At 66.5% G+C, this 22,016-nt stretch carries 21 protein-coding genes and 1 pseudogene; 12 read left to right on the top strand and 10 right to left on the bottom strand.

Annotated elements, in window-relative coordinates:
• Window positions 1-36: 36 nt before the first annotated feature.
• Entirely contained in the window at window positions 37-492 is a 456-nt protein-coding gene (locus SM757_RS04455; protein ID WP_322464506.1) for a hypothetical protein, read from the bottom strand.
• A 380-nt stretch (window positions 493-872) separates the two neighbouring features.
• Here SM757_RS04455 and SM757_RS04450 point away from each other — a divergent pair, with 380 nt between their 5' ends.
• A complete protein-coding gene (locus SM757_RS04450) occupies window positions 873-1,031 on the top strand; it encodes a hypothetical protein (protein ID WP_322464505.1) in 159 nt (52 codons plus the stop codon).
• Between the two features lie 145 nt (window positions 1,032-1,176).
• Entirely contained in the window at window positions 1,177-3,075 is a 1,899-nt protein-coding gene (locus tag SM757_RS04445) for a bifunctional diguanylate cyclase/phosphodiesterase (protein WP_322464504.1), read from the top strand.
• A 218-nt stretch (window positions 3,076-3,293) separates the two neighbouring features.
• Here the strand turns inward: SM757_RS04445 and SM757_RS04440 are convergent, their stop codons facing one another.
• Window positions 3,294-4,970, bottom strand: coding sequence for an ISL3 family transposase (locus SM757_RS04440; protein ID WP_322464503.1), 1,677 nt, complete (start codon window positions 4,968-4,970; stop codon window positions 3,294-3,296).
• Between the two features lie 38 nt (window positions 4,971-5,008).
• Here SM757_RS04440 and SM757_RS35525 point away from each other — a divergent pair, with 38 nt between their 5' ends.
• From SM757_RS35525 to SM757_RS04430, 3 genes are all read left to right on the top strand, one after another.
• Window positions 5,009-5,944 (top strand): ISAzo13-like element transposase-related protein, encoded by a 936-nt coding sequence (locus SM757_RS35525; RefSeq protein WP_407655739.1) that lies wholly within the window; start codon window positions 5,009-5,011, stop codon window positions 5,942-5,944.
• The gene (locus SM757_RS04435; protein ID WP_322464502.1) at window positions 5,941-6,270 is read left to right on the top strand and encodes a toxin-antitoxin system HicB family antitoxin; all 330 of its coding nucleotides are present in this window, start codon (window positions 5,941-5,943) and stop codon (window positions 6,268-6,270) included. Before SM757_RS35525 ends, SM757_RS04435 begins: the two co-directional genes overlap by 4 nt.
• Before the next feature lie 124 nt (window positions 6,271-6,394).
• Window positions 6,395-10,276 (top strand): response regulator, encoded by a 3,882-nt coding sequence (locus tag SM757_RS04430; RefSeq protein ID WP_322464501.1) that lies wholly within the window; start codon window positions 6,395-6,397, stop codon window positions 10,274-10,276.
• 84 nt (window positions 10,277-10,360) lie between these two features.
• Here SM757_RS04430 and SM757_RS04425 read toward each other — a convergent pair whose 3' ends face one another.
• Window positions 10,361-10,480, bottom strand: a complete 120-nt coding sequence (locus tag SM757_RS04425; RefSeq protein WP_322464500.1) for a phage integrase family protein — start codon at window positions 10,478-10,480, stop codon at window positions 10,361-10,363.
• 100 nt (window positions 10,481-10,580) lie between these two features.
• A pseudogene (locus tag SM757_RS04420) lies at window positions 10,581-10,769 on the bottom strand (integrase); the annotation flags it as partial.
• 482 nt (window positions 10,770-11,251) lie between these two features.
• On the opposite strand from SM757_RS04420, the gene SM757_RS04415 reads away from it, so the two are divergent.
• A complete protein-coding gene (locus SM757_RS04415; RefSeq protein ID WP_322464499.1) occupies window positions 11,252-11,473 on the top strand; it encodes a hypothetical protein in 222 nt (73 codons plus the stop codon).
• 428 nt (window positions 11,474-11,901) lie between these two features.
• On the opposite strand, the gene SM757_RS04410 is transcribed toward SM757_RS04415, so the two are convergent.
• Window positions 11,902-12,321, bottom strand: a complete 420-nt coding sequence (locus SM757_RS04410) for a hypothetical protein (protein ID WP_322464498.1) — start codon at window positions 12,319-12,321, stop codon at window positions 11,902-11,904.
• A 400-nt stretch (window positions 12,322-12,721) separates the two neighbouring features.
• On the opposite strand from SM757_RS04410, the gene SM757_RS04405 reads away from it, so the two are divergent.
• Window positions 12,722-13,552: a hypothetical protein gene (locus tag SM757_RS04405; RefSeq protein ID WP_322464497.1), complete on the top strand. Its 831-nt coding sequence runs from the start codon at window positions 12,722-12,724 to the stop codon at window positions 13,550-13,552.
• Complete coding sequence (locus SM757_RS04400) at window positions 13,549-14,184, top strand: RES family NAD+ phosphorylase (protein WP_322464496.1); 636 nt, start codon at window positions 13,549-13,551, stop codon at window positions 14,182-14,184. Before SM757_RS04405 ends, SM757_RS04400 begins: the two co-directional genes overlap by 4 nt.
• Before the next feature lie 760 nt (window positions 14,185-14,944).
• Here the strand turns inward: SM757_RS04400 and SM757_RS04395 are convergent.
• Window positions 14,945-15,169, bottom strand: coding sequence for a hypothetical protein (locus tag SM757_RS04395; protein ID WP_322464495.1), 225 nt, complete (start codon window positions 15,167-15,169; stop codon window positions 14,945-14,947).
• A gap of 215 nt (window positions 15,170-15,384) precedes the next feature.
• Between SM757_RS04395 and SM757_RS04390 the strand changes: the two genes are divergently transcribed.
• The gene (locus SM757_RS04390; RefSeq protein WP_322464494.1) at window positions 15,385-15,606 is read left to right on the top strand and encodes a hypothetical protein; all 222 of its coding nucleotides are present in this window, start codon (window positions 15,385-15,387) and stop codon (window positions 15,604-15,606) included.
• Window positions 15,607-15,680: 74 nt separating this feature from the next.
• The gene (locus SM757_RS04385; RefSeq protein ID WP_322464493.1) at window positions 15,681-16,172 is read left to right on the top strand and encodes a site-specific integrase; all 492 of its coding nucleotides are present in this window, start codon (window positions 15,681-15,683) and stop codon (window positions 16,170-16,172) included.
• A 61-nt stretch (window positions 16,173-16,233) separates the two neighbouring features.
• Here the strand turns inward: SM757_RS04385 and SM757_RS04380 are convergent, their stop codons facing one another.
• The 4 genes from SM757_RS04380 to SM757_RS04365 form a co-directional block, all read right to left on the bottom strand.
• Window positions 16,234-16,419 carry a ribosome modulation factor gene (locus tag SM757_RS04380; protein WP_322464492.1) on the bottom strand — a complete coding sequence of 62 codons (186 nt, stop codon included), beginning with the start codon at window positions 16,417-16,419 and terminating at the stop codon, window positions 16,234-16,236.
• 99 nt (window positions 16,420-16,518) lie between these two features.
• Entirely contained in the window at window positions 16,519-16,704 is a 186-nt protein-coding gene (locus tag SM757_RS04375; protein WP_322464491.1) for a hypothetical protein, read from the bottom strand.
• A gap of 395 nt (window positions 16,705-17,099) precedes the next feature.
• Window positions 17,100-20,246 carry a CHASE domain-containing protein gene (locus tag SM757_RS04370; protein ID WP_322464490.1) on the bottom strand — a complete coding sequence of 1,049 codons (3,147 nt, stop codon included), beginning with the start codon at window positions 20,244-20,246 and terminating at the stop codon, window positions 17,100-17,102.
• 558 nt (window positions 20,247-20,804) lie between these two features.
• Window positions 20,805-21,002, bottom strand: a complete 198-nt coding sequence (locus SM757_RS04365) for a hypothetical protein (RefSeq protein WP_322464489.1) — start codon at window positions 21,000-21,002, stop codon at window positions 20,805-20,807.
• A gap of 280 nt (window positions 21,003-21,282) precedes the next feature.
• On the opposite strand from SM757_RS04365, the gene SM757_RS04360 reads away from it, so the two are divergent.
• Window positions 21,283-21,711: a sensor histidine kinase gene (locus SM757_RS04360; protein ID WP_322464488.1), complete on the top strand. Its 429-nt coding sequence runs from the start codon at window positions 21,283-21,285 to the stop codon at window positions 21,709-21,711.
• Window positions 21,712-21,819: 108 nt separating this feature from the next.
• On the top strand, window positions 21,820-22,016 hold a 197-nt coding region (locus SM757_RS04355; protein ID WP_322464487.1), incomplete at its 3' end, for an ATP-binding protein.

Below are 22,016 nucleotides of genomic sequence, written 5' to 3'. Positions count from 1 at the left end.
GTAATGCGGGGAGTGGAAAAAGCGTGGGGAGTGCCTCTAAAAAGGTTGTGATTGCAACTGAATTTCCGGCGAGCGAAATCGTGGAAACCGATGGGTAAAGTGCTCCACCAAGCGCCCGTCCAGCATCTCGACCCGGGCAAGCAGCACGTAATGGGCACCGCTCATCGACCAGCGCATCTGCTGGCGCTTCGACGACCGGCGGTTGATCAGATGGTTCATGACCGACTCTGCCGCCGCGGTGGAAATCCGGCGGCCGGCCCGACGCTCCCTGTGGTAATTCGGCAGCGTCGTACGGTTGTTGACCAGGAACTCCAGCAGCCTGGTAGCGGCGCCGTAGGAGGTCACTGCACACGATGCATAGAACGGCGGCAGACGTGGATGCTCCTCCAGTAGTGACGCGGCCAGCATCCGAGCAAGCTCGATGGACTTCGAGGCATGGCCGTGCCAGAGGGCGTCACGAATTTTGCGCCACAGGCGCTCGCACTGCTTCATGAACACTGGGCGCCTGCCCAGAGGCCAAGTCCTGGCGGTCACGCTGGACCAAATGGCATGCATCTTCATCGCCATGCGTTTCAAACACGTGCGTACCGCGGTACAGGGGCTGCGGATCAAGCCTGGAATGCCTTTGAGGCGCTGGCTGAGCGCGCGGGAGGAGAAAGCCAAGGGGTTTCTGGCTCGGGTGCCTGCAACGCCTTGAAGCGTTGCGTCGCGACACTGGTTGGACCGGATGTCGCAACCCGCTGGGTAGCCTCATCAACTACCTGCAGAGCTACGCTGACTGGCCCATTGACTACGGAACGCGGTATCGACAGCGCCGGCCTATCTCCACCGGTGACACGGAGTCGGCAATGGAGTATGTCGTTGACCAACGCATGAAGACCATGGGTCACATGCGCTGGAGCCGGCTGGGCGCCAATGCGCTGCTGCAGGTTTACTGCGCGGTGCTCAACGGTGCCGACATGCTTGATTTTGTGCGGTGGTACCCGCGTCACCGCACATCGGGCTTTCCGGCCGGATCGCCATCCGCATAGGGCTCTTGCCCTCCGTTTCTGGCCGCTCCAGGGTTGATGCCGCACAAGGCGCGCGGCATGAATTTGTGGCCCAGTTGCAGGTAGAAAGACGGTGGAGCTTGGGCTCGGTAGGCTTGGCCGCCGTCAGCGAAAAGGGTGCATCAAGATGCCTGCAACAGGCGCAAGCCGGTCTCTGAAAGCTAGGGAGCTTCGGCGTTTCGCCCGCTGGCTGGTCGCCGTCAACCTGATCGTTGGCGCCATGCTGGGCCTGACGGTTTTCCACTCGCTGCGCACCAGCCGCCAGATCCACGAGGCCCGCGCCAGGACCGCCACCGAGAACCTGGTCGAAGGGCTCAAGGCCGGCATCTGGGCCAAGCTGAACCGCGTGGACGGTGCCCTGCTGAGCACGGGGTTCAGGCTCAAACACATTGGCAGTCGAGGGCCGCTGGACCTTGCATTCGTCAAGCAGGTGCTAGCGGAGCAGAAGTCGCTGGTGCCCGAAATTGAGAGCCTGTGGATCACCGACGCGCTGGGCAATGTGCAGCCCGGCGCCGGTGTGCCGCCATTCCAGACGGTCAATCTTGGCGACCGGGAGTATTTCCGCCGCGTGCGCGACGAGGCTGCCGATGCGCTGGTCGTCTCGGAGCCCACCCATGCCCGGATCAGCAAGAAATGGGTGCTGGTGCTGGCGCGGCGCCTGTCCAATCTTGACGGCAGCTTTGCCGGCATCGTCTATGCGAATGTGGCCGTGGAGGAATTCCATGACCTCTTCAAGTCGCTTTCGGTCGGCCGCCAGGGGGCGGTCACGCTGCGAACTGAATCTCTTCGCCTGGTCGCGCGCTACACGCCGGGAGACAACGGCGGCCCGCCGCCCGTGGGCAGCGCCAACGTGTCGCCCGAATTGGCTGCGTCGTTGAAAGTTTCTCCGGCACAGGGATTCTTCGTGTCGCGCACCAAGCTCGACAATATCGAACGCACCAATTCGTACCGGCGCGTCCATCCGTTTCCGCTCTACGTCCTGGCCGGGCTGGCCACTGCTGAATTCTTTTCGCAATGGCGCGCTGACGCCGCTGTGCAGGTTGCGCTGGCCTCGGTGCTGATGCTGGTGCTGCTCGGGGCGTCGTGCGGCGTTTACCGCTCGCGGGTGCGGCAATACCGGGCACAGCAGGAAGTGTCGCGGCTGGTGGACGAGCAGGGGCTGATGCTCAACAACGAGCTGATCGGCATTTTGCGGCTCAAGGCCGGGCAGATCATGTGGGCGAACAAGGCCATCGAGACGATGTTCGGCCACCCGCTTCAGGATCTCGTCGGCTACACGACCCGTGTGCTCTGTGGCGACGACGAGGCCTATGACCGTCTGGGCAAGGCGGCCTACACGCACCTCGCGTCAGGCTCGCCCTTCAGGGCCCAGCTCTTGCTGAGAAAAAAGAATGGCTCGCCGATATGGGTCGATGCCAGCGGCGCGCTGATGGCTGACCGTGCCGGCGAGTCGCTGTGGGTCATGCTGGACGTTACGCAGACCCGGCTGCAGCAACAGGAAATTGAGCGCGCCGCGCTATACGATTCATTGACCGGCCTCCCGAACCGCAGGCTGCTGCACGAGCGCCTTGAGTTGTGCCTGCACGGCCGTCGGCGCTCGGAACACCTTCTCGCTGTGGCTTTCATGGACCTCGATGGTTTCAAGCCCATCAACGATACCCATGGCCATGAAACCGGCGACGTGGTGTTGTGCACAGTGGCGCGGCGCATGCAAGCTGGCATGCGGGCCGGCGACACGATTGCTCGCATCGGCGGGGACGAATTCGTATTGATATTTGCGGACTTGAAGGGCCAGGAAGATTGCATGAGCACGCTGGAGCGGATATTGGCGGTGATTCGCGAGCCCATCCCGGTCTTGGGCAAAAGTCCTTGCGCGGTGTCGGCGAGCATCGGCGTCGCCTTCCTGGACGAGGAGCATGCGACGGCTTGCACGCTGCTGGCCACCGCCGACGTGGCCATGTACCGCGCCAAGAAGGCTGGCGGCAACCAAGTTTGCTGCGGCGAGGCTGAGGCTTGTGTGGTCTGAAGGGGAGCGGCCATTTTCGGAGGCAAAAAGATTTTCGATGTGGTTACTGCCAGCACAAAGATGTCCAGCGAACCAGCTCCCGGTTGCTGGAGGCTACTGTGCGCATCGCTATCCTGGCAGTGATCTCTGACGTCGAACGTCAGGAGCCACGAACCGAGCTCGGTGAGGCAACATGGGGAGTCAGTTTCTGGGCTCTTCCTCATTCTCTGTGATGGGGGTTAGTTCGGGTGCAGGACGCGGATTCGCATCAGGTCAAGTTTGGCTCTCCCGTACATCTGCCGCTTGAGGTACTTCAGCCGGTTGATCTGCCCCTCAACCTGCCCGCTGCTCCATGGAGAACTGAAGGCAGCTCGCACGGCCGACAGATCCGCCTCAAGCCCGGCCGCGAAGCGCTGCAAGTCTGGCATCGGGCAAGTGCGCGCTTGGGCCAGCCAACGATCGAATCCGTCGAGGTCACGACTGCGTGCGACGCCGAACAGCCGAAGCGCCAGTTCACGGGCAGCGGCGACGGTCGGCTCGATGCGGCAGAGAGTTTCGACGAAGCGTTCCCGGTCGCTGCGCTCGGTCTGCGTGAGCTGGCCCTCCTGCCAGCCCAGCAGCCAGGCGCAGGCCCGCCGTGCTGAGGGCGCAGAGAGCGTGCGTCCCGCGGCCGTTGTCGGTTGCGGCCTGCTGCCCTCAGGCGCAGCGGTGCGTAGCTGCGCAAAGGCATCGCGCACGATGCTGCGTCCGCCGGTGAAGCCGCGAGCACGCAGCTCGTGCCAGACCTGCATGGCGTTGCGGCAGCCTTCGGCAGCGCGTGTGGCCATGTACTGCTGATGGACGTCGAGCAGGCTGGGAGCGCGAGCACGCTGCGCCCGCTCGGGGAACGCATCGGCGTGCACGAAGCCCCGCACGGTGCGACGGTCGAGGTTCATGGCCAGACCGATGGCCCTGATCGACTCGCCGGTCTTGTGGCGGCGCACCGCCTCTTCGTAGCGGGCCAGCCGACATTCCCGGCGTGCGTTGCTCTGGCGCTGCCAAGCCTTGAGGAGTGGTTCGGTCGGCATGACGTCGGCAGGCTTGGTGGACTCCGCGGCCGCAATGGCCTCAAGCTGCAGTGTCTCGCTCGCTTGGCCGGCGGCTTCCTTCAACTTGCCCGGACAGCGCAGCAGCAACCGCTCGAAGGCATCGCGCAGGTTCGCCAGCAAGTGCCAGCGGTCCGCCACCTGCTGGGCGCCGGGGGCGGCGGTGCGTGCTGCATCGGCGTAAGCGCCGCCTCGGTCACGGGCGATGACCTCAACGGCAGGCTGCTCCTTCAGCCAGGCGACGACGGTGGCTGCGTCGCGTCCGGCCAGCAGTTCAATCGGACGCTGCTTCTCCAAGTCAACGACGATCGTGCCGTAGCGGTGACCGCGAGCAATCGCCCAGTCGTCGATGCCGATGACCACAGGTACTGTCGTGGGTGGTGGACAGCCGGCGCGGCGCAAATCGCGCAGCACCGTCGGCCCACTGACACGCATACCCAAGCGTTCCGCCAGCCGGGCGGCCGCCTCGCCGCCGAGGGCGTAGCCCAGCGAGCGCACTGCCTCGACCAGCCTCAGCGTGCGTCGTTGGCCGGCAGCCACCAGTGTCTCGACCCGCTCGGAGAAGGTTCGCCGCGGGCAGCCGGGGTTGACACACTTGAAGCGCCGCACCTCGACGGCGAGTGTCACGGCTTGGCCGAAGGATGGGCAGTCGGCGACCCATCGCCGGTAGCGGCCGTGCAGACGAGAACTGCTGCAGGTGCAGCGGGGACAGGCCGCCGACTCAACGAGGCTGCCGGCGTCCACCACCAGGCGGCTACCCCTGTCGTCCCAGGAGCTGACGTGCTTGCCGACGGCCTCCAGCAGCGAGGACAGCCCGGGGATGACGACCATGGTGTACTTGCGTTCTCGAGCTCAAAGGGCTCGATCATGTGGGCCGCCCGACCCCCGTCACAGAGATTGAGGAAGAGCCAGATTTAAGTCGGCGCCGACACGGCAACTGTCACAACGGCGGCCGCATCTGGTGCAAGACGGCTGAGGCCGTGCTCGTGCACGACTGGCCGCAGGGCTCCATCGGGCAGGCCATTCCATACGGCATCTACGACACCGTGGCCAATCGCGGCTTTGTGTGCGTGGGCGACTGCTTCGACACGCCGCGCTTTGCCGTGGAGGCCATTGCCGAGTGGTGGCGCGACGAGGGCTGTGCTGCTTACGGCAAGGCCCGTCGGCTTCTCATCCTGGCCGATGCGGGTGGCGCCAACAGTTGCCGCTCCCGCGTGTGGAAGGCGCAGTTGCAAGAGCAACTCTGCGATGCCTGCGGCCTGGCGGTGACGGTGTGCCACTACCCCACGGGCTGCTCGAAGTGGAATCCCATCGAGCACCGGCTCTTTGCACCCATCAGCCTGAACTGGGCAGGAGTGCCGCTGCGCTCGTTCGAGACAGTGGCGCGCCACGCACGTCCGGCACGCGCTTGGCCGGTACCCGGCGCCATATCGCCGACATGTTGCACAGGGGCCCGTGCCAAAACAGTGCGCTTCCAAAGAACCTACTGGCCTGTCAAGCACGATTGCTGCATCTGGCCGCGGGCTGATACTACACGCGGTATCGAGCCGTGTTTACTCAAAACGTGGCCAGCCATGGGAAGTCATGCAGTACAGCCATCCTGGCATCGCTGCATACCGGCGCTGCGAACCGCGACGCAAGTCTCTGCACCAGGAGGCGGCAAGCACAGGCGTGGCATCGCAGGCGTTCTTGTACCGGCTCGGTCATGCTGTCGCCGCCTCGGCCATCGGCGACGCTCTCACCGCGTGGTGCACGGGTACCGGATGCGCCGCGATGAACTGCCCGAAATTGGAGGGCCGGCATGAAACACTACCCGCTGGAAATCTTCTGGAGCGACGAGGACCAGGGCTTCGTGGCCGAGGCGCCGGATCTTCCGGGCTGCAGCGCTTGCGCCCCTACGGAGGTCGAGGCAGCGCACGCCGCACAGCAAGCCATCCAGGCTTGGATCGAGGCGGCTCAGGCAGCAGGCCGCGCCGTGCCGGTGCCGCGCGAGGTGCTGCCGCTGCGAAGGTACAGCGGCAAGTTCCTGGTGCGCGTGCCGCGCAGCCTGCACGCGCGACTGGCACGGCAGGCCGCCGCGCAAGGCGTCAGCCTCAACCAGTACGTGGCCGGGGTGCTGGCTCGTGGGTGAGCCGCTCGTGCATTCCTGAGCGCTGCGTCGGCGCTGCTGGAGGCCACCCCGCCAGTGGCATGCCCGCGCAAGACCATCGCGCAAGGCGGTTCCTGTTGCGCAAGGCCGTGCCGGGCTGACCACCATGTCCGAGCCCCTCGTTCCCAGCGCCGGTGGCAACCGCCGGGCACTAGCCCCGGCCGGGCTCCCCGGGATACGCTTGCTGCTGACGTCGCTGATCCTGGCATACCTGCTGCCTTGCGTGCTGGGCGCGGCGTTGCTGCTCGTGCACGAGTACCGTGGCAGTCGCTCCGACCTGGAGCGCGACACGCAGCAGACGGCCCGCGCCCTCGTCCAGGCCGTGGACAACCAGTTGCTGCGGGTGCAGTCGATAGGGCAGGTGCTGGCAACGTCGGCCGTGCTGGCCAGTGGCGATCTGGCCGCCTTCCACCAGCGCGCCCGTGAGGCAGTAGCCGCTACAGGCTTGGCCACGAACGTCGCGCTGATCACGGGCGACATGCGCCAAGTGCTCAACACCGCGGCCGACTACGGCCCGGCGCTGCCTGCGCCTCCCGACCCGGACAGCACGCGGCGTGTCTTTGCTCGCGGCCAGCCTGTGTTCTCCGACCTGCACACGAGCGAAGTGCTCAAGCACCCGATGGTGGGCGTCGAAATACCTGTGGTGCGGGGCGGCAGGATGGCGTACGCGCTGCGCGTGGGGATGCTGGCGCAGCAACTTGACGCCGTGCTCAGGACGCAAGCGCTGCCACCGGACTGGGTGGCCGGCGTCTTTGACAGCACCGGCACGATCCTGGCGCGCACGCATGCGGCCGAGCAATTTGTCGGGCACCAGGCCGGTGCGCAGTTGCTGCAGGCCATGAACACCGCTCGGGCCGGGACCGTCGAGGTCATCACCAAGGAGGGCATCCCGGTGACCTCCTCCTTCAGCTGCTCGCCGGTCACGAAGTGGTGCGTGGCCATTGGCATTCCACGCCAATCGCTGCTGGGGGGCCTGACCCGCACGTTGTCCATGCTGGCCGCAGGCGCGACCCTGCTGCTGGTGCTGGGCGCGGTGCTGGCCCGGCGCGTAGGCCACCGCATCTCGCGCTCGGTCGAGACGCTCACCGCTGCGGCTGCCGCGCTGGGGCGCGGCGATGCCGTTGCGGTGCCCGATGTGAGTGTGCGCGAGGCTGCTGAGGTGGCCGCTGCGCTCGCGCAAGCAACAGAGCTGCTGCAAGAGCGCGCGGCGCTCGTTCGACGCCGAGACGCGCAGCTGGCTGACGCGCAGCTCCTGGCACGCCTGGGAACATGGTCCTGGGATGCCGCCACGCAGGAGTTCCGGGCTTCAGAATCGCTGTGCCGCCTGCTGGGCCACGACGATGGACTTTCCGAGTGGCAGATGGAAACGGCGTTTCCTGCCGCGTCCTGGCAGCAGCTGCTGGCGGCGGTGCGGCAGGCTGCGAGCACCGGTACCGGGCTCGACATGGAGCTGTCGGCACAGCACGCAAGCGGCCCGCTCCTGTGGCTGCATGCCAAGAGCAGCGTCGTCAGCGACACAGCCGGGCAGACGCTGGCCCTGCACGGGACGATGCAGGACATCTCCGAGCGCAAGGCTGCCGAGCAGGCGCTGCTGCGCGCGCATCAGCGGCTGAGCGTGGCGCAGCGGGCAGCCCGCGCCGGCCTGTGGGAGTGGGATCTCGCCAGCGGGGAGCTGGGCTGGTCCGACGAGCTGTTCCTGCTCTTTGGCCTGGACCCGCGCAGCGACCGCGCCAGCATCGACGCCTGGCAAGCTGTGGTGCATGCCGATGACCGCAAGCAGGCATTGGATGCCTTGGCGGCAGCGGTACAGCAGCGCCGTGCGCTCAAGTTGTCCTACCGCATCGTGCCGAGTGCGGGCGACGAGCGCTGGATCGACGTGTTTGGAGATGTGATTGCAGACAGCGCGGGCCAGGGCCTGCGCATGAGCGGCATGTGCATCGACGCTACCGACTGGCATAGGGCCGAGCGGGCGTTGGCTGACCTGAGCGCGACGCTGGACCTGGCGCCGGTCATCGTGCGCGACTTCGACGGCACGATCCGCCACTGGTCCCAAGGCTGCGAGCAGCTCTACGGCTGGCGCGCCGTGGAAGCGGTGGGACGCAACGTGCACGAGCTGCTGCGCACCGTCTTCCCGCTGCCGCGCACGCAACTCGACGCCACGCTGCAGCGCGAAGGCAAGTGGACGGGCGAGCTGCACCACACCACGCGCGACGGCCGGGTGCTGGTAGTCGTGGCGCGCAAGGTGCTGCGCCGCGATGCGCAAGGGCGCGCCCTAGCCGTGGCCGAGGCCGTGGCCGACGTGACCGCGGCGCGCGAGGCGCAGGCCGAGCTGGCCCAGCTCAACGCCACGCTGGAGCAGCGCGTGCAGTTGCGCACGCAGGAGCTCGCGGCCATGCGCGACGCGGCTGAGGCCGCCACGCGGGCCAAGAGCGCCTTCCTGGCCAACATGAGCCACGAGATCCGCACGCCCATGAACGCCATTATCGGCTTCACGCACCTGCTCATGCGCGATGCCACGGGTGGACAGCAGTTGCAGCGGCTGCAGACGGTGGAGCAGGCCGCGCAGCACCTGCTGCAGATCCTCAACGACATCCTGGACCTCTCCAAGATCGAAGCTGGCAAGATGGTGCTGGAGGATGCCGAGTTCGAGCTCGACGCGATCCTCTCGCGCATCGTGGGCCTGGTGCGCGAGCCGGCGGCGGCCAAGGAGCTGGAGCTGGTGCTTGACACCGACGCCTTGCCGCAGCGGTTGCGCGGCGACCCGACGCGGCTGTCGCAAGCCCTGCTCAACCTGCTGTCCAACGCGGTGAAGTTCACTGCACGCGGCTGGGTGCGCGTGCGCGCCGAGCTGCTGCGAGACGATGCGGCGCAGGTGATGGCCCGCTTCGAGGTCAGCGACAGCGGCGAAGGCATCGCGCCCGAGCGGCTGGGTGCTCTTTTCACAGCCTTCGAGCAGGCCGATGCCTCCACCACGCGGCGCCATGGCGGCACCGGGCTGGGGCTGGCGCTCACGCGCCATATCGCGCAACTCATGGGTGGCGACGTCGGCGTGCAAAGCGCCCCTGGTCAAGGCAGCAGCTTCTGGTTCACGGCCTGCCTGGGGCGCGCAGCCGATGCGGCCCACGTCATCATGCCCATTCGACTCCAGGGGCTGCGCGCCCTGGTCGTGGACGACCTGTCCGCGGCGCGTTCCGCGCTGGTGGAGCAGCTCTGGGGACTGAGTCTGAAGGCGGTTGCCGCGGACAGTGGTCAAGCCGCCGTGCGCTTGGCGCAAGAGGCGCGCGCCAGCGGCGAGTCCTTCGACGTGTTGCTCATCGACTGGCGCATGCCGGCCATGGACGGCATTGCCACACTGGCGCAACTGCACAGGACGCTTGCAAGCCCGCCGCGCTGCAGCATCCTGGTCACGGCGCTGGACGAGGCGCACCTGCAGGAGCAGGCCCGGGTCGCTGGATTCCAGGCGGTGCTTCTCAAGCCCGTGACGGCGTCAGCGCTGCACGACACGCTGGTTCGCCTGTTGCAGTCCGCACCAGACCCCGCACAGACTCGGCCAGTGGCGGGCAGCCATACGCTGCAGGCGCTCAAAAGCCGGCACGCCGGCGCGCGGGTCCTGTTAGCCGAGGACAACGCCGTCAACCAGGAACTGGCCGTAACGCTGCTGCGTGCCGCGGATCTGGAAGTCGTCGTGGCCGAAGACGGGCAGCGGGCCGTTGAACTGGCCCTCGCGCAAGGGTTCGACGCCATCCTGATGGACATGCAAATGCCCCGGATGGATGGCCTCACCGCCACGGCCGCCATTCGCGCCAAGCGCGGGCCTGGCGTGCCGATCATCGCCATGACGGCCAACGCCTTTGCCGACGATCGCCAGGCCTGCTTGGCCGCCGGCATGAACGACTTCCTGACCAAGCCGGTGGTTCTCGAGACGCTCTACGCCACGCTGCAGCGATGGCTTGTGCAGCGCGAAGCGTCCGCCGGCAATGGCCCTTGAGCGTGCGTCGAGCGCGCAGCTCTCGCGTGGGGCTCGGAAGCGCCCTTGCGAGCCGTCGAGGTCCTGCGGCAGTGCGATGCGCTCTCACGGCTGCACGTCCGTGGGCGGCGCCGCCACCAGCGCGCGGGCGCGCTCGGTGAGCTCGGGATGCGCGGCGAAGAAGGCTTCCACCTGGCGCGCGCCGGTGGCGCCCAGCCCGGGCATGGCCGTCCACCAACGCCGGCGGCGAGGCACGCGCACCGTCAGCGCCGCTGAGCGTGTCGATGCCTGCGGCCTGCAGCGCGGCAGCAATGCGCGCAGGAAGCCACCGCTCCACCCGGTCGCCGATGAGCGGCTGCGGCGGGGGCAGGGTGCGCAGCGTCTCAATGGCCTGGGCCACGGCGCGGGCGTGGGCGGCGTCGCCGCGGTGCTCCACGGCGAAGGTCTGCTCCAAGTCTGCCCGGTGGCGCACGCGCGCCAGGTGCTGCAGCCGCCGGCGGATGCCCCCGAGCATGCCGCGCGCTGACGAGCCGTCCTCCAGCGCCTGGGGCAGGTACTGCTCGACCGCGGCGCGTGCCGGCAGGCCTTCGTGCCAAGCGCGCAGCGCTGCCAGCGCCGCGGCGTCGGGTAGCTCGTCCAGCCCGGCCGGGGTACCGGGCGATTTACGCGGTGCGGATTTGCTCACCCGAGGATGCTACTGTGATAAGAGAAGTTATCGCGATAGCAGCATTCTTCTGCAAACGCAGAACGCGCCGACTGATCACGGTGCAGTTGGCACGCCCTGAATTCCAACAAGGCCCCGGACCTACCACGCTATGCCCTCGCCGCCGTGCTATGCCGGCAAAGTTGCAGCCACGCCCATGCATTATTGGTTCAGGTCTTCCGCCGGTGACCGTGATGGTCCTTGAAGACCTCGGAAGGCCGTCTGCCCCTGTTCCTGGGGCCAGAAGCGGCACGGCATCTGCAATCGCCCAGCCTTGAGCAGTGGAGAAGGGCATGGAGCAGGACAAGACGCCGATGGAGCGCGCATGGCTGCACGTCATCAAGGCAGAGGCGCAGCTGACAGCACAGGTACTGCGCCTCAGCGAGCTTGTGTCCTTGCGCGAAGACCCGACTGAGGCCGAAGCGGTCCTTGCCGACATCGAGAACAAGCTGCGCCTCGTGCGCAAGACGCTGGCACTGGAACAGGCAGAGGCGCCCCGCCGCCGTCAGCCGTAGCAGCGGCAACAACGACATCAGAGACCTTGTCCGCGCTTCACGCAGCACCTGCCGCGTCAGGCTGCTGTTCCAAAACTTGCTGACGGCGGCTGCCTTGGCTGCGACTTTCGAATAAAACCCGCAAAGCCTTGTTCGCTGGCCTGGACTCGACAGCCGTCACATCGAGCCGCAGCAAGCTTGGCAAAGTCAGTGTCAAGGGCCAAGCGGCTGGCCCGGGTCCAAGCAGCGCTTGTCATGCCGCCGCGGGTCGAGCCAGCGTCCGCCGCGTGACTCGCAATCGGCACGTTCAGTCTGCTCGCTGCTGCGAGAAGCCAAAAGCACCCCCAGGGGGGGTAGCAGCAGTGCGGCCAGCACCATTGCCATCCAGGTGCGTGGCCTTCGTTGAACATTCATCATGCGAAGACGCCGGCGAGTTCATGGCTGCCGGTTCAGTTGGCACCGGGCAGCATCAGCGGCAGTGGCCGGCAGGCCCGCACCGGGCGGTGCTGCGCATCCAGCTCGATCCAGCCCAGCACCCCGGTGGGCTGACCGGTTTCCTCCAACTTGATCGTGAGAACCAGGCCCTTGCCCTCATCCAATTCATCCCCTTCCTCGGACCGGTAACGCTGCAGGGAAATCTCTGCCGTGACAAGCGCCGTATTTGCCCCGGCCAAGCTTCGAGCCTGCGCCAAGAGCGTGTCTTCGACTTCGTGCAGCGGTACCTCGGGGGAGCAGTCCAGGACGGCACGCTCGACGCCCTGCAGCAGATCTTCGTGACGCCAAGCGATCCAGCGCCGCTGGAAGCCAGCCAGCTGTAGCTGAGGCGCCATGTGACGCCCGGCCAGGCGCGCGTAGAGGTCCAGCAGCAAACGGCTGGGACGAGGAGACAAACCGTGAGTCATAAGCAGGCCGGGAAGAACCAGGAAGAAACATCGAGGGCTCGGCCGCAAGCGCAACCGTTCGCCCGAATAACTGTATGAATATACAGTATTTAGGCTTCCCCCCTCGGAACTGGCTCCTCAAACCGGAACGTCTTCTTCCGTAGGCCAACGCCCTGTTAGGTCTGCGAGCCTGACTGAAGCCCGGGTCTTTTGATGTCGATCCAACCGTCAGCTCGGAAAGAAACGGCCGGCACGCTGGGATCGCATTGCCAGGGGCAGCTGGTATTCGCTCATCGAGAACAGCTGCTCGCCTGATGCACACCATGGTTGATTTGGTTTAGTTAGTCTCTGCAGCGCCGGTACAATGCATGCACTCAGGAGATGCACCATGGCTGCTATCCCAGCTGTCGCAAAGTCTACCCAACGCTCAGCGCGTACCGGCCCGGTCAAGGCGGGCAAGCAGGCCCCGCTGGCAGACGTATCCATGTATCTACACCGGGGGTTCGCTCTGGCACCGGCCTTGGCGGAAGCGGCCGAGAAGCTGCAGCAAGCACGGCGGGAGATAGTGCAGCACAAGACCGCGGCCGCCCCGGTCGAGCCCGGTGTGGTCATGGATGTCCTGGCGCTGATGGAGAGCGCCAGCAGCCTGCTCAAGGCGCTGCCTCTGGACGGCGTGATGCCTGACTTGCGCAGCCGCAGCGGCGCGCGTAGCACCTACTACCGCCAGCGCAAGCAGATGCTGGACCGGTTCCGACAAGTGGTCGCCGATGTCGAGCAGGCGCAAAGCCGGCTCGAACCAGCCCGCGTGGAAGAGCAGTCGGCCGAGCAAACGACGGCCTTCATCGAGAAAATACGCTGCGAAGCCGAAGAAAGCCTGCGCCGGATGATTGGCAGCGGCGAACTTGTCAGGGGCGACGTGCTCGCCGAGCGGCTGGGCATAAGCATGCAGGCGGTGAGCAAGGCTCTTGCTGCCCGGCGCATGTTCTGCATCGAACACAAGGGGGTGCGCTACTTCCCTGCCTGGCTGGCGGACTCGCGCCATGATCGCAGGCAAATTGAGAAGGTGTCAAAAGCGCTGGGCGACATGCCTGGGAGTGCCAAGCTGGCGTTCTTCACCGTTCCCCGGGGCTCGTTGGCCGATCAGACGCCGCTGGAGGCGCTTGCCGCCGGCAAGTTGGCCTTGGTGCTCAACGCGGCGCAGGCCTTTGCCCAGACATGAGCGACAAGACCAAGAGCTTGCTGCCTGACATCTGCCCACGCCCGCCGAACGACTTTCACAAGCTCAACCTCAGGATCAAACAGGTTCTGCCCTCGAAACTCTACCGCAGCGGCCCCCGTGACAGCGGCGAGCCATTCTTTGGTCGGACCGCGGCCAACCGATTCGACGCCCCGGACAAGGCCTATGGCACCTGCTATCTGGGATTGGATTTGCACACAGCCCTTGCCGAGACGCTGCTGCACGACCTGCGGCCCGTCGGCGGCCGGTTCCTGGTGGCCGCAGCACAGTTTGCTTCGCGCTGGATCGTTCGCTTCGAGAATGTCGATGATCAAAAGCTCAAGCTGGCGGATCTGACCGGCGTCGGGCTGCTGCGCGCCGGCGGTCATGCTGCGCTGTCCGCCGTCGTGCCCTATGACGTGCCGCAGCAGTGGAGCCACCAGGTCCATATACACCCCGCAGGCTTCGACGGCAGCCATTACCTGTCGCGCAAGCTCAACGACCACCCGGCTGTCGTGCTCTTCGACAAGCCCTCCACCCAAGCCAAGCTGGGGCTGCCGATCTACACCGCCTTGCCCAGCGTGAAGGGCATCGACCGCATCTGCCAGGACCTGGGCATAGAGTTCTTTGTTTGAGGCAGGCCGAACTGCCGCAGTGTCATGCAGCAAAGTGCGTGCAGTGGCTCAATGCGTGGAATGCAAGCTCCTGCTCATGTTGTAGGCAATTCAGCTGATTCCAACCTACCGGCATCGCTGCAAGGCGATTCGGTTTCAGCAGCAGGCGCCCGGCTTAATCTCGCGAAAAACATTAAAAGATTGCCTGCTCAACTACATCTGAACCTAGTCTTGTGTTCAAAGGCAGCTTGGCTGGGCGTGTCGTACCGATCGAAGGCAACTGATGGGGATAGGAACGACGGCATGGCTGCCGCCACTGTGTGACTTGAAAGCGACCAACACTGCGTCAGCGGCAAGCACTTCCAAAACCATGCCGGTCTGGCCAACGTAGATTCCCTCGGCCGGTAGTGCCTTGGTTGTGGTCACCATGTCCTGCGGTCGCAGTGGCCCCAGAACTACCGTTTGGGAAAAGCGCTGCAGGCGTGGCGACTCAGGCGCCGATGGGTCGGGCACGACCCGCACATCCGTGGGGCTGCCATCGTGGAGCCGCGTACAGTCGTTCATGGCGATACTGCTTTCCGGCTCAAATGAGAGCCGATGAAGCCACAACGATAGTGCCGCGAGAGTGAGTCGCGTGTACGCCAGAACCCAGACAGCCCCAGGAACATCCCTGACCGGTTTGAAGACCGGTATGCGCTGAATTGAATCAGTACCGGCGTTCTTATCAAGTGGGACACCACGACATTGGCTCCCCGGCATCAGCCAAGAGACCCAGGACAATTCACCTAGAGCAGTTCAGGTGTCGTGTCTGCGGTACCTCAACACCCGAGGATTGAGACAGGCTGCCCCAGCCGGCATTGAGTGGCATCCGACTCTGCGCCACGGCAAGCCAGACGAGGTCGTCGAGCGCGGTTTGCGCCGTCGTGTCCAGGGTCTGCAGCTTTGGCATCGCCTGCAGCCGCGTCTGTTCCGGCTCACCGCCGTAGCCCGTGTATTGATTCGCCATGCATCGTTGTTCTTGAGCCGTTCATCGCGGGGCCTTGCTCCGGCAAAGTCCCCAACCCCTATCCCGCTGCCTTCGACGGCGCAGGCGCCCCACTTGATGACAGCGCGTGCGGCCGCGAACCAGTTTGACAACCGCGACACAAAGGCGTTTGTAAACAGTCGAAACTACTGATCGGTACAGGCAAGCTTCAACAGCAGTCAGGTTGAGAGATGGACATGCAGGCATGGCGCGAGGGATTGAGGGCTGGTCGGCGGCTGCACCCCTTGCAGGGCCCTTACGACAGCGGCACGCTGCAGGCGTGGAGCTGGCACTGGGGTTTCATCGAGGGAGCGGCCCAGCGCATGGGACGTCGCTACAGCGCCATGCCTGCCGAAGCGTTGGAGTGGCCGGCATTGCCGTCGCATGACCGATGCTGCAGCGCCGCGCAGTGGCCTTGATACCGGTCAGCAGCTGTTGTCCTCCGATGCACAGAACCACCCCTGGCGCCGCTCGCTAGACGGGTCCCAAAGCCATGCCCGATCTGCCCATGCTCTCAGCGCAGGAGGCGCATGCCCTCGTCGCCAGTATCGACACCGGCACGCTCACGGGACTGCGCGACCGTGCGATTGTCGGCCTGATGGGCAGCATTGAATGCAGTCCTGCGGCCGTCGTGAATCTGGTGCTTGGCGACGTGCTACAGCAGGACGAACTGCTGCAGGTGCGTTTGCCTGGGCTTGACGGCCAGCGCCAGCGCAACGTGCCGTGTCTGCCCGTGCCGCAAGCCTGGCTGCAGGCCTACCTCGACCGTGCCGGGCTGAGCGAGCCTGATGCACTGGTCTTTCGCAGGGGCGGGATGCGGGCCGACGTGCTGTCACGGCGCCTGCTGTCGCAGCGCGAGATCTTCAGCATGGTCAATGACCGGGCGGAGGCTGCCGGAGTCCGAGCCCGGTTGACATGGGGCGCATTCCGGACTGCGGGCTTGTCGATCTACCTGATCAACGCCACATGGACGGTTCAACCCTGAGGCTTGTGGCCACCGCCCAAGCGGCCTCGCCCAATCGGTTCGAGATGCGGCACGCGACAACTTACTTGGGCAACGGGCGCGGCTGCGGACCGGCGATCTCGGGCGTAGGCGTGTCATCGTAGGTGTAGCCCAGCCGCTTGGCCGCGCCCTCCACCCATCCCTTGCGCCAGACGACGGCCTCCAGCGTCAGCGCCTCGTACGGGCACGGCGCTGCCGGATCGGCAAACCCGGCGTCGAATCCAGTCAATCAAATATTTTGTTGCTCTATCAACCAATTCCGGTTGTCGCCGCCGCGTGCATCCAGACCAATGCCGACTGACGGGACACCCGCAACGGCCGCTCGACGTCACTTCTTGTTGTGCTGCGCAAGGTATTCGGTGGCATGGGAATAGCCTATGCGCTTGGAAGCGCCCTCGATCCGGCCCCGCTGCCAGATCCAGGCCTCGTGCGAGCCAGGTTCGTGCGGACAAGGCAATCCGTCGAGCGCCTCTCCAGCCTTGAACCCTTCCATCCATAGCTCTTCATCGCTCATGTCCCTCTCTCCGCATTGGTATGCGATGCCCGACGCCCAGGCACTGCGCACTAGCGTACCGGCCTCAAAGCGGAGCCGGTTGCCCAACGCATCAGCCGGGGATGGCTGTTACAACAGCGTTGCCGCTGGCACTGACCAGCTTGACCGCCTGAACGCACTCTCTGTGTCCTGGCAACGCACGCGCTTCGAATTGCGCGCGGCGCGCAACAAAGGGCAGCAGCCTCGATGGCTGGCCTCATGGCCGAGGTGCAGTAGACGGCGCGGCCGCCAGGGACGTCGACAGCTCGTCCTCCAGACGAGGAGGACGCCGCGCCGCGGCGAAACGATGCATGTTGCCGCAGGTCGAGCATACGGGGAGTGAATGCATGACTCGCGTCGCACGCCGCTGCGCTGCTTCACGCGCGCGGCTCGGGACTTTGTTCAGGCAGCCCCTGCAAAGGCAGCGTGACGCTGAAGGTGCTTCCCTGGCCCTGCGCGCTGACGAGTTCGATGCGCCCGGCCATCAGCGTCACCAGGCGCCTCACGATGGACAGGCCCAGCCCCGTGCCGCCGAAGCGACGCGTGGTGGAGTCGTCGGCTTGCGTGAAGGGATCGAAGATGGCGGCCTGCTTCTCCTGCGGGATGCCGATGCCCGTGTCGACGACCTCGAAACGCAAACCGGCGCGTGACGCGGTGTCACTTTCCGGCGAAGCGGCCGCGCTCACTCGCAGCGTGACGCTGCCGCTGGCCGTGAACTTCAGCGCGTTGCTCATCAGGTTCATCAGCACCTGCCGGATGCGCACGGCGTCGCCAAGGACGTACTGCGGTACGCCGGGGCCCGTGTCCAAGTGAAGTTGCAAGCCTTTCTGAGTTGCCTGCGCCTGCGCGAGCTGCATCATCTGCTGCAGCAGATGCTCCAGGTCCAGCGGCTGCAGCTCCAGCCGCATCTCGCCGGCCTCGATCTTGGACAGGTCCAGGATGTCGTTGAGAAGCCCCAGCAGCTGCTCGCCAGCGGCATGGATGCCCAGCACGAAGCGCTGCTGGCGCTCGTCCAGCACGGTGGTCTGCAGCAGCTGGGACAGCCCGATGACGGCGTTGAGCGGCGTGCGGATCTCGTGGCTCATGTTGGCCAGGAACGTGGTCTTGGCCGCGTTGGCGCTTTCCGCCTGCCGTGTGCGCTCGCGCAGCTGCTCCTCCAGCGCGCGACGCTCTGTCATGTCGGTGAGGATGGCCAGGAACCCTGAGGGTAGGCCGGTCTCGTCCCGCGTGAGGCTGATGCTGGCGAGGACTGGCACTCGGGAGCCGTCGGCGCGCACGTAGGTCCACTCGCTGCGCGGGTTGCCGTCGTGCTCGCGCGGGGCGGCCAGTGCATCGCGTGCCGCCTGTGCCAGCCAATCGGGTAAAGCGGCTGTGTGCTCGAGCACTTCGCGCGGGTACAGGTGCAGCCGCAACCGCATCTCCTCGTGATCGCGGAATTCCAGCTCTGAGCGCCCGAGCGCCTGTGCCGCCGGCAGGCGCAGCAGCACCTCGGCAGCCGGGTTGAATACCGTGATGCGGCCGGCCAGGTCGGTGGCAATGATGGCCGTGCCGGCGCTGTCCACGACCGCCTGCTCGCGCTGGCGCAGCGCCAGCAACTCGGCCGTGTGCTGGCGCAGCGCGTGTTCCAGCTGGACCCGCTCGGAGAGGTCTGTGATGACGGCCAGGAAGCCGACCGCCTCGTCGTGATCACCGCGCAGCACGCTCAGGCTCAGCAGCCCGGGGAAGCGGGTGCCGTCGGCGCGCAGGTACGTCCACTCGTTGCGCTGGGCGCCGGGCTGGGTCGCGCTGGCCGGGGTGTCCAGGCCCTGGCGCAGGGCGTGGGGCATCTGGCCCGCGTTGTCCTTGACCTCCTGCGGGAAGTAGAGGGCCTTGTAGTGCAGTTCGTCGGGGTCGCAGAACTCGGCCACCGAGCGCCCCAGCGCCTGCCTCTGCGACACGCGGAACATGGTGCACTCCGCCGGGTTGAAGGCTGTGACGCGGGCCTGCAGGTCCAGCGCGATGATGGCGCTGGCCGCGCTGGCAAGGATTGCGCGGTCGCGCGCGGTCACCTCCCGCAGGGCGGCCGCCTGCTGCTGCTGCTCCTGCAGCCGCTGCTGCAGTGCCTCGTTGAGCCGCTGCACTTGCTCGCGCGCGGCCTGGCTTTCCCGAATGTCGCGCAGCGTGGTGGCCGAGCCGATGATGCGGCCCTGCGCGCCACGCACGCCCACCACGGACAGCGACACGGCTATCGGCTGTTCCTGGCGGTCGAGCCGCACGGTCTCGATGGGTGCCACGTCCTCGCCGCGCTGGACCCGCGCCACGATCTCGGCGGCCTGCCCGCGCAGTTGGGCCGGCACGATCAAGTCCATCAGGGGCCGGCCCCGCACCTCGTCCAGCCGCCAGCCCAGCAGCCGCTCGGCGGCGGCGTTCCAGTCCAGGATGAAGTCTTGCGGCGTGTGGCGGATGATGGCGTCGTGCGCACTGGCCATCACGGCAGCCGCCTGCGCGCGCTCGTGCTCCAGTGCTTGGCGCCGTGCCGCCTGTTGTGCGCCCAGGTACACGACAAGCGCCAGCAAGGCGCCCAGGCCGGCCACCTCGGCAGCGACTTGGTACGGGCTGGAGAGGTTCAGCCCGGCGGCGAAGCCGGGTAGCGCCTGCAGCCGCACCTGCCATGTGCGGCCGAAGAGCTCGACGGCTGTCTGCTCCTGCGGCAGTGCCCGGTCCGACAGCCAGTCGCCGGAGACGAAGAGCCGCTGCGCCGCATTGTCACGGGGAGCATCCACCACTTCCAGCGCCAGACCATCGCGCTCGACGTCAATGGCCTGCAGCACCTCGTCCACGACCAGCGCCGCATGGACCCAGCCCTGCAGCTGCCCCGCGCGGCGCGCCTCCTCGGGCAGCGTACCCTCACGGTAAACAGGCAGCAGGAGCAGCACTGACTGCTGCGGCCTGGCGCGGACCTGCAGCAGCGTGATGGGGCCCGTGAGCCGCGGCTGGGCGCTGCGCTGGGCTGCCAGCGCGGCCTCGCGGCGTGCCGGCTCCGAGGCGCTGTCCATCCCCAGCGCCTGCGCATTGGCCTGCAGCGGCTCGATCATCTCGACGACGATGTGGTCGCCATCATGGGGTGCGAGCTCCAGGATGCGAAACCCAGGCGCGCCTTCGCGCCGCTGCCGCTCGATATAGGCCTGCTCCTGGGCGCGCGGCACCAGGCGGCTGAACCCCAGCCCGTACACGCCCGGGAGTTCGCGCCGCAGGTCCAGGGCCTGCACGTAGCGGCGGAACTGCTCGCGCGTGACGGCCACGTCGCCGTTGCCCGTGGCCATCAACTGGCCGCGCAACCCCAGCAGGATGCGCTCGTACTCCAGCAGGGTCTGGCCCAGGCGGTCCGCGGCATGCACCGTCTCATGGGCCAGCTTGACGGCGATGCGCTCGTCGTTGGCCCGGCTTTGCCAGAGGCCCGCCAGGACGGCTGCCAGCAGGCCGCCCGCCAGGGTCGCCAGCGGCCAGCGCAGCGGCGGCGCAGACGAAGGAGCGTCGAAATCCATCCGCACAGCCCTTCGGCCCTGCACGGCGCAGGGGGGTAAGAGCGTTGCAGGATGGCAGCTTTGGCGTCAACGGTCCAGACAGGGGCTGGCACAGGCAATGCCCCGCCCTAGAAGTTGCCCACCATGCCAGGTCTCTTGCATCAGCGGGTTGCAGCACCGCTTGAACCTGCCGTGCAGAAATTGCTGCCTTGACTCCACCCCCGGTCAGCCACCACCCGCCGTGTCGCCAAGTTGTTCTTGGGCTCTGCGGTCATCAACCGGCTATTCCCCAGCCAAAAGGTCTACCAACCCTGAAGATGCGTAGAGTCGAACGCGAGCGGATATGGCAGAAGGGTTCGATGCCGCGCGGTCCCTCGGCGCCCGCAGTCCTTATCCTGCGGCTTCCAAGCAAGCCCAGATCTGGAACGCGGCTGGGCGGAGGGCGTGATGCGGCGCTACGGCGCACCGCATCACAGCGAACCACCCGCTGTCGGGTGGCGCCGCTTGATAAAAATAGCCTTGGGACAGAACCGTTAGCCGGCAAGCCAACACGAGAAGGTGCCCGGTAGGGGCGGCACATCACTGTTTGATTGCCGCCCAACGGGCAGCCAGGAAGGGCTCGACAGCAAAGCGCTCGCGCACGGTGAAGACTTCCTGGCGGGCCTGAGCCAGCGTGAGCTCGCCGCGCAGGGCGCGCCGCTCAATATCGGCCATGGCGGCCTCGTAGCCCGGCGGAGGCCTGTGCGCAGTGGAGGGCAGGAGCGTGCTGGAGTTCATGGTGCTGGCATGGACGACGGTGGGCGCCCGAAGGCATGGACACAGCCACAGGCGGCACCTCTTGGGCACCCGAGCGGCGCTATGCTGCAATGCAGCAATCATCGTTCCTTGCCAGCCGGCTGACCATCGGGAAATTGCGTAAGGCATCATGGCGGGCCTCGTGTTCTGGCGGCCGAGCAGCCTCCCAGGCGCGTCTCGCCAAGTTGGCCGCAACTGCTGTTCCGACTCCCGGGCGTTCCTCCTGGGAACGCTTGTGCCGCCGTCACTGCCCGATACGACCATGCCCTTGTCGCTGCAGCCGCTAACTCCTGCCACCTTGCACCGCGCCAAAGCCGCGGAGGCCGAGCGGCGCAACGCCCTGGCCGCGGAGCGGCAGGCCCGTGATGCGGCCGAGGAAGCCAACCGCCAGAAGGATCTCTTCGTGGGCGTCGTCTCGCACGAGTTGCGCACGCCGCTGAGTGCGATCCTGGGCTGGACGCAGGTGCTGCAAAGGCAGCCTGGCCTCGATGCCGCCCGTCAGGGCATTCAGGCCATCGAGCGCAACGTGCGCACGCTGGCACGGCTGGTGGATGACCTGTTCGACGTCACGCGCATGGCCGCCAACCAGTTCGAGTTGCACATGTGCGAAGCCGACTTCGGCGACATCGTCGAAGCTGCGGTGCATACGGTGCAGCCGGCGGCGGCCGAGCGTGGCGTGACGCTGCAGTGAACACGGCCCTCCACGGCCACTCCCGTGTTCGGCGACGCGCTGCGTCTGCAGCAGGCCACCTGGAACCTGCTGTCCAACGCCATCAAGTTCTCCAACTAGGGCGGCCTGGTGCTGGCGTCCCTGGAGCTTGAGGAGGGCCGCGCGACACTGCGCGTCACCGACCACGGCCGGGGCATCGAGCCCGCCCTGCTGCCCAGGGTCTTCGAGCGCTTCTGGCTGGGCGACACGAGCAGTGGCCGCACGGGTGGACTGGGGTTGGGCCTGTCCATCGCCCAGCACATCGTGCAGCGCCACCACGGGGGAGC

It is taken from the genome of Azohydromonas lata (genome assembly GCF_034427735.1).
Taxonomy (GTDB): Bacteria; Pseudomonadota; Gammaproteobacteria; order Burkholderiales; family Burkholderiaceae_C; genus Azohydromonas; species Azohydromonas lata.
The sequence above is the reverse complement of the archived record's forward strand: the minus strand, read 5'-3'. Positions and strand labels throughout refer to the sequence as shown.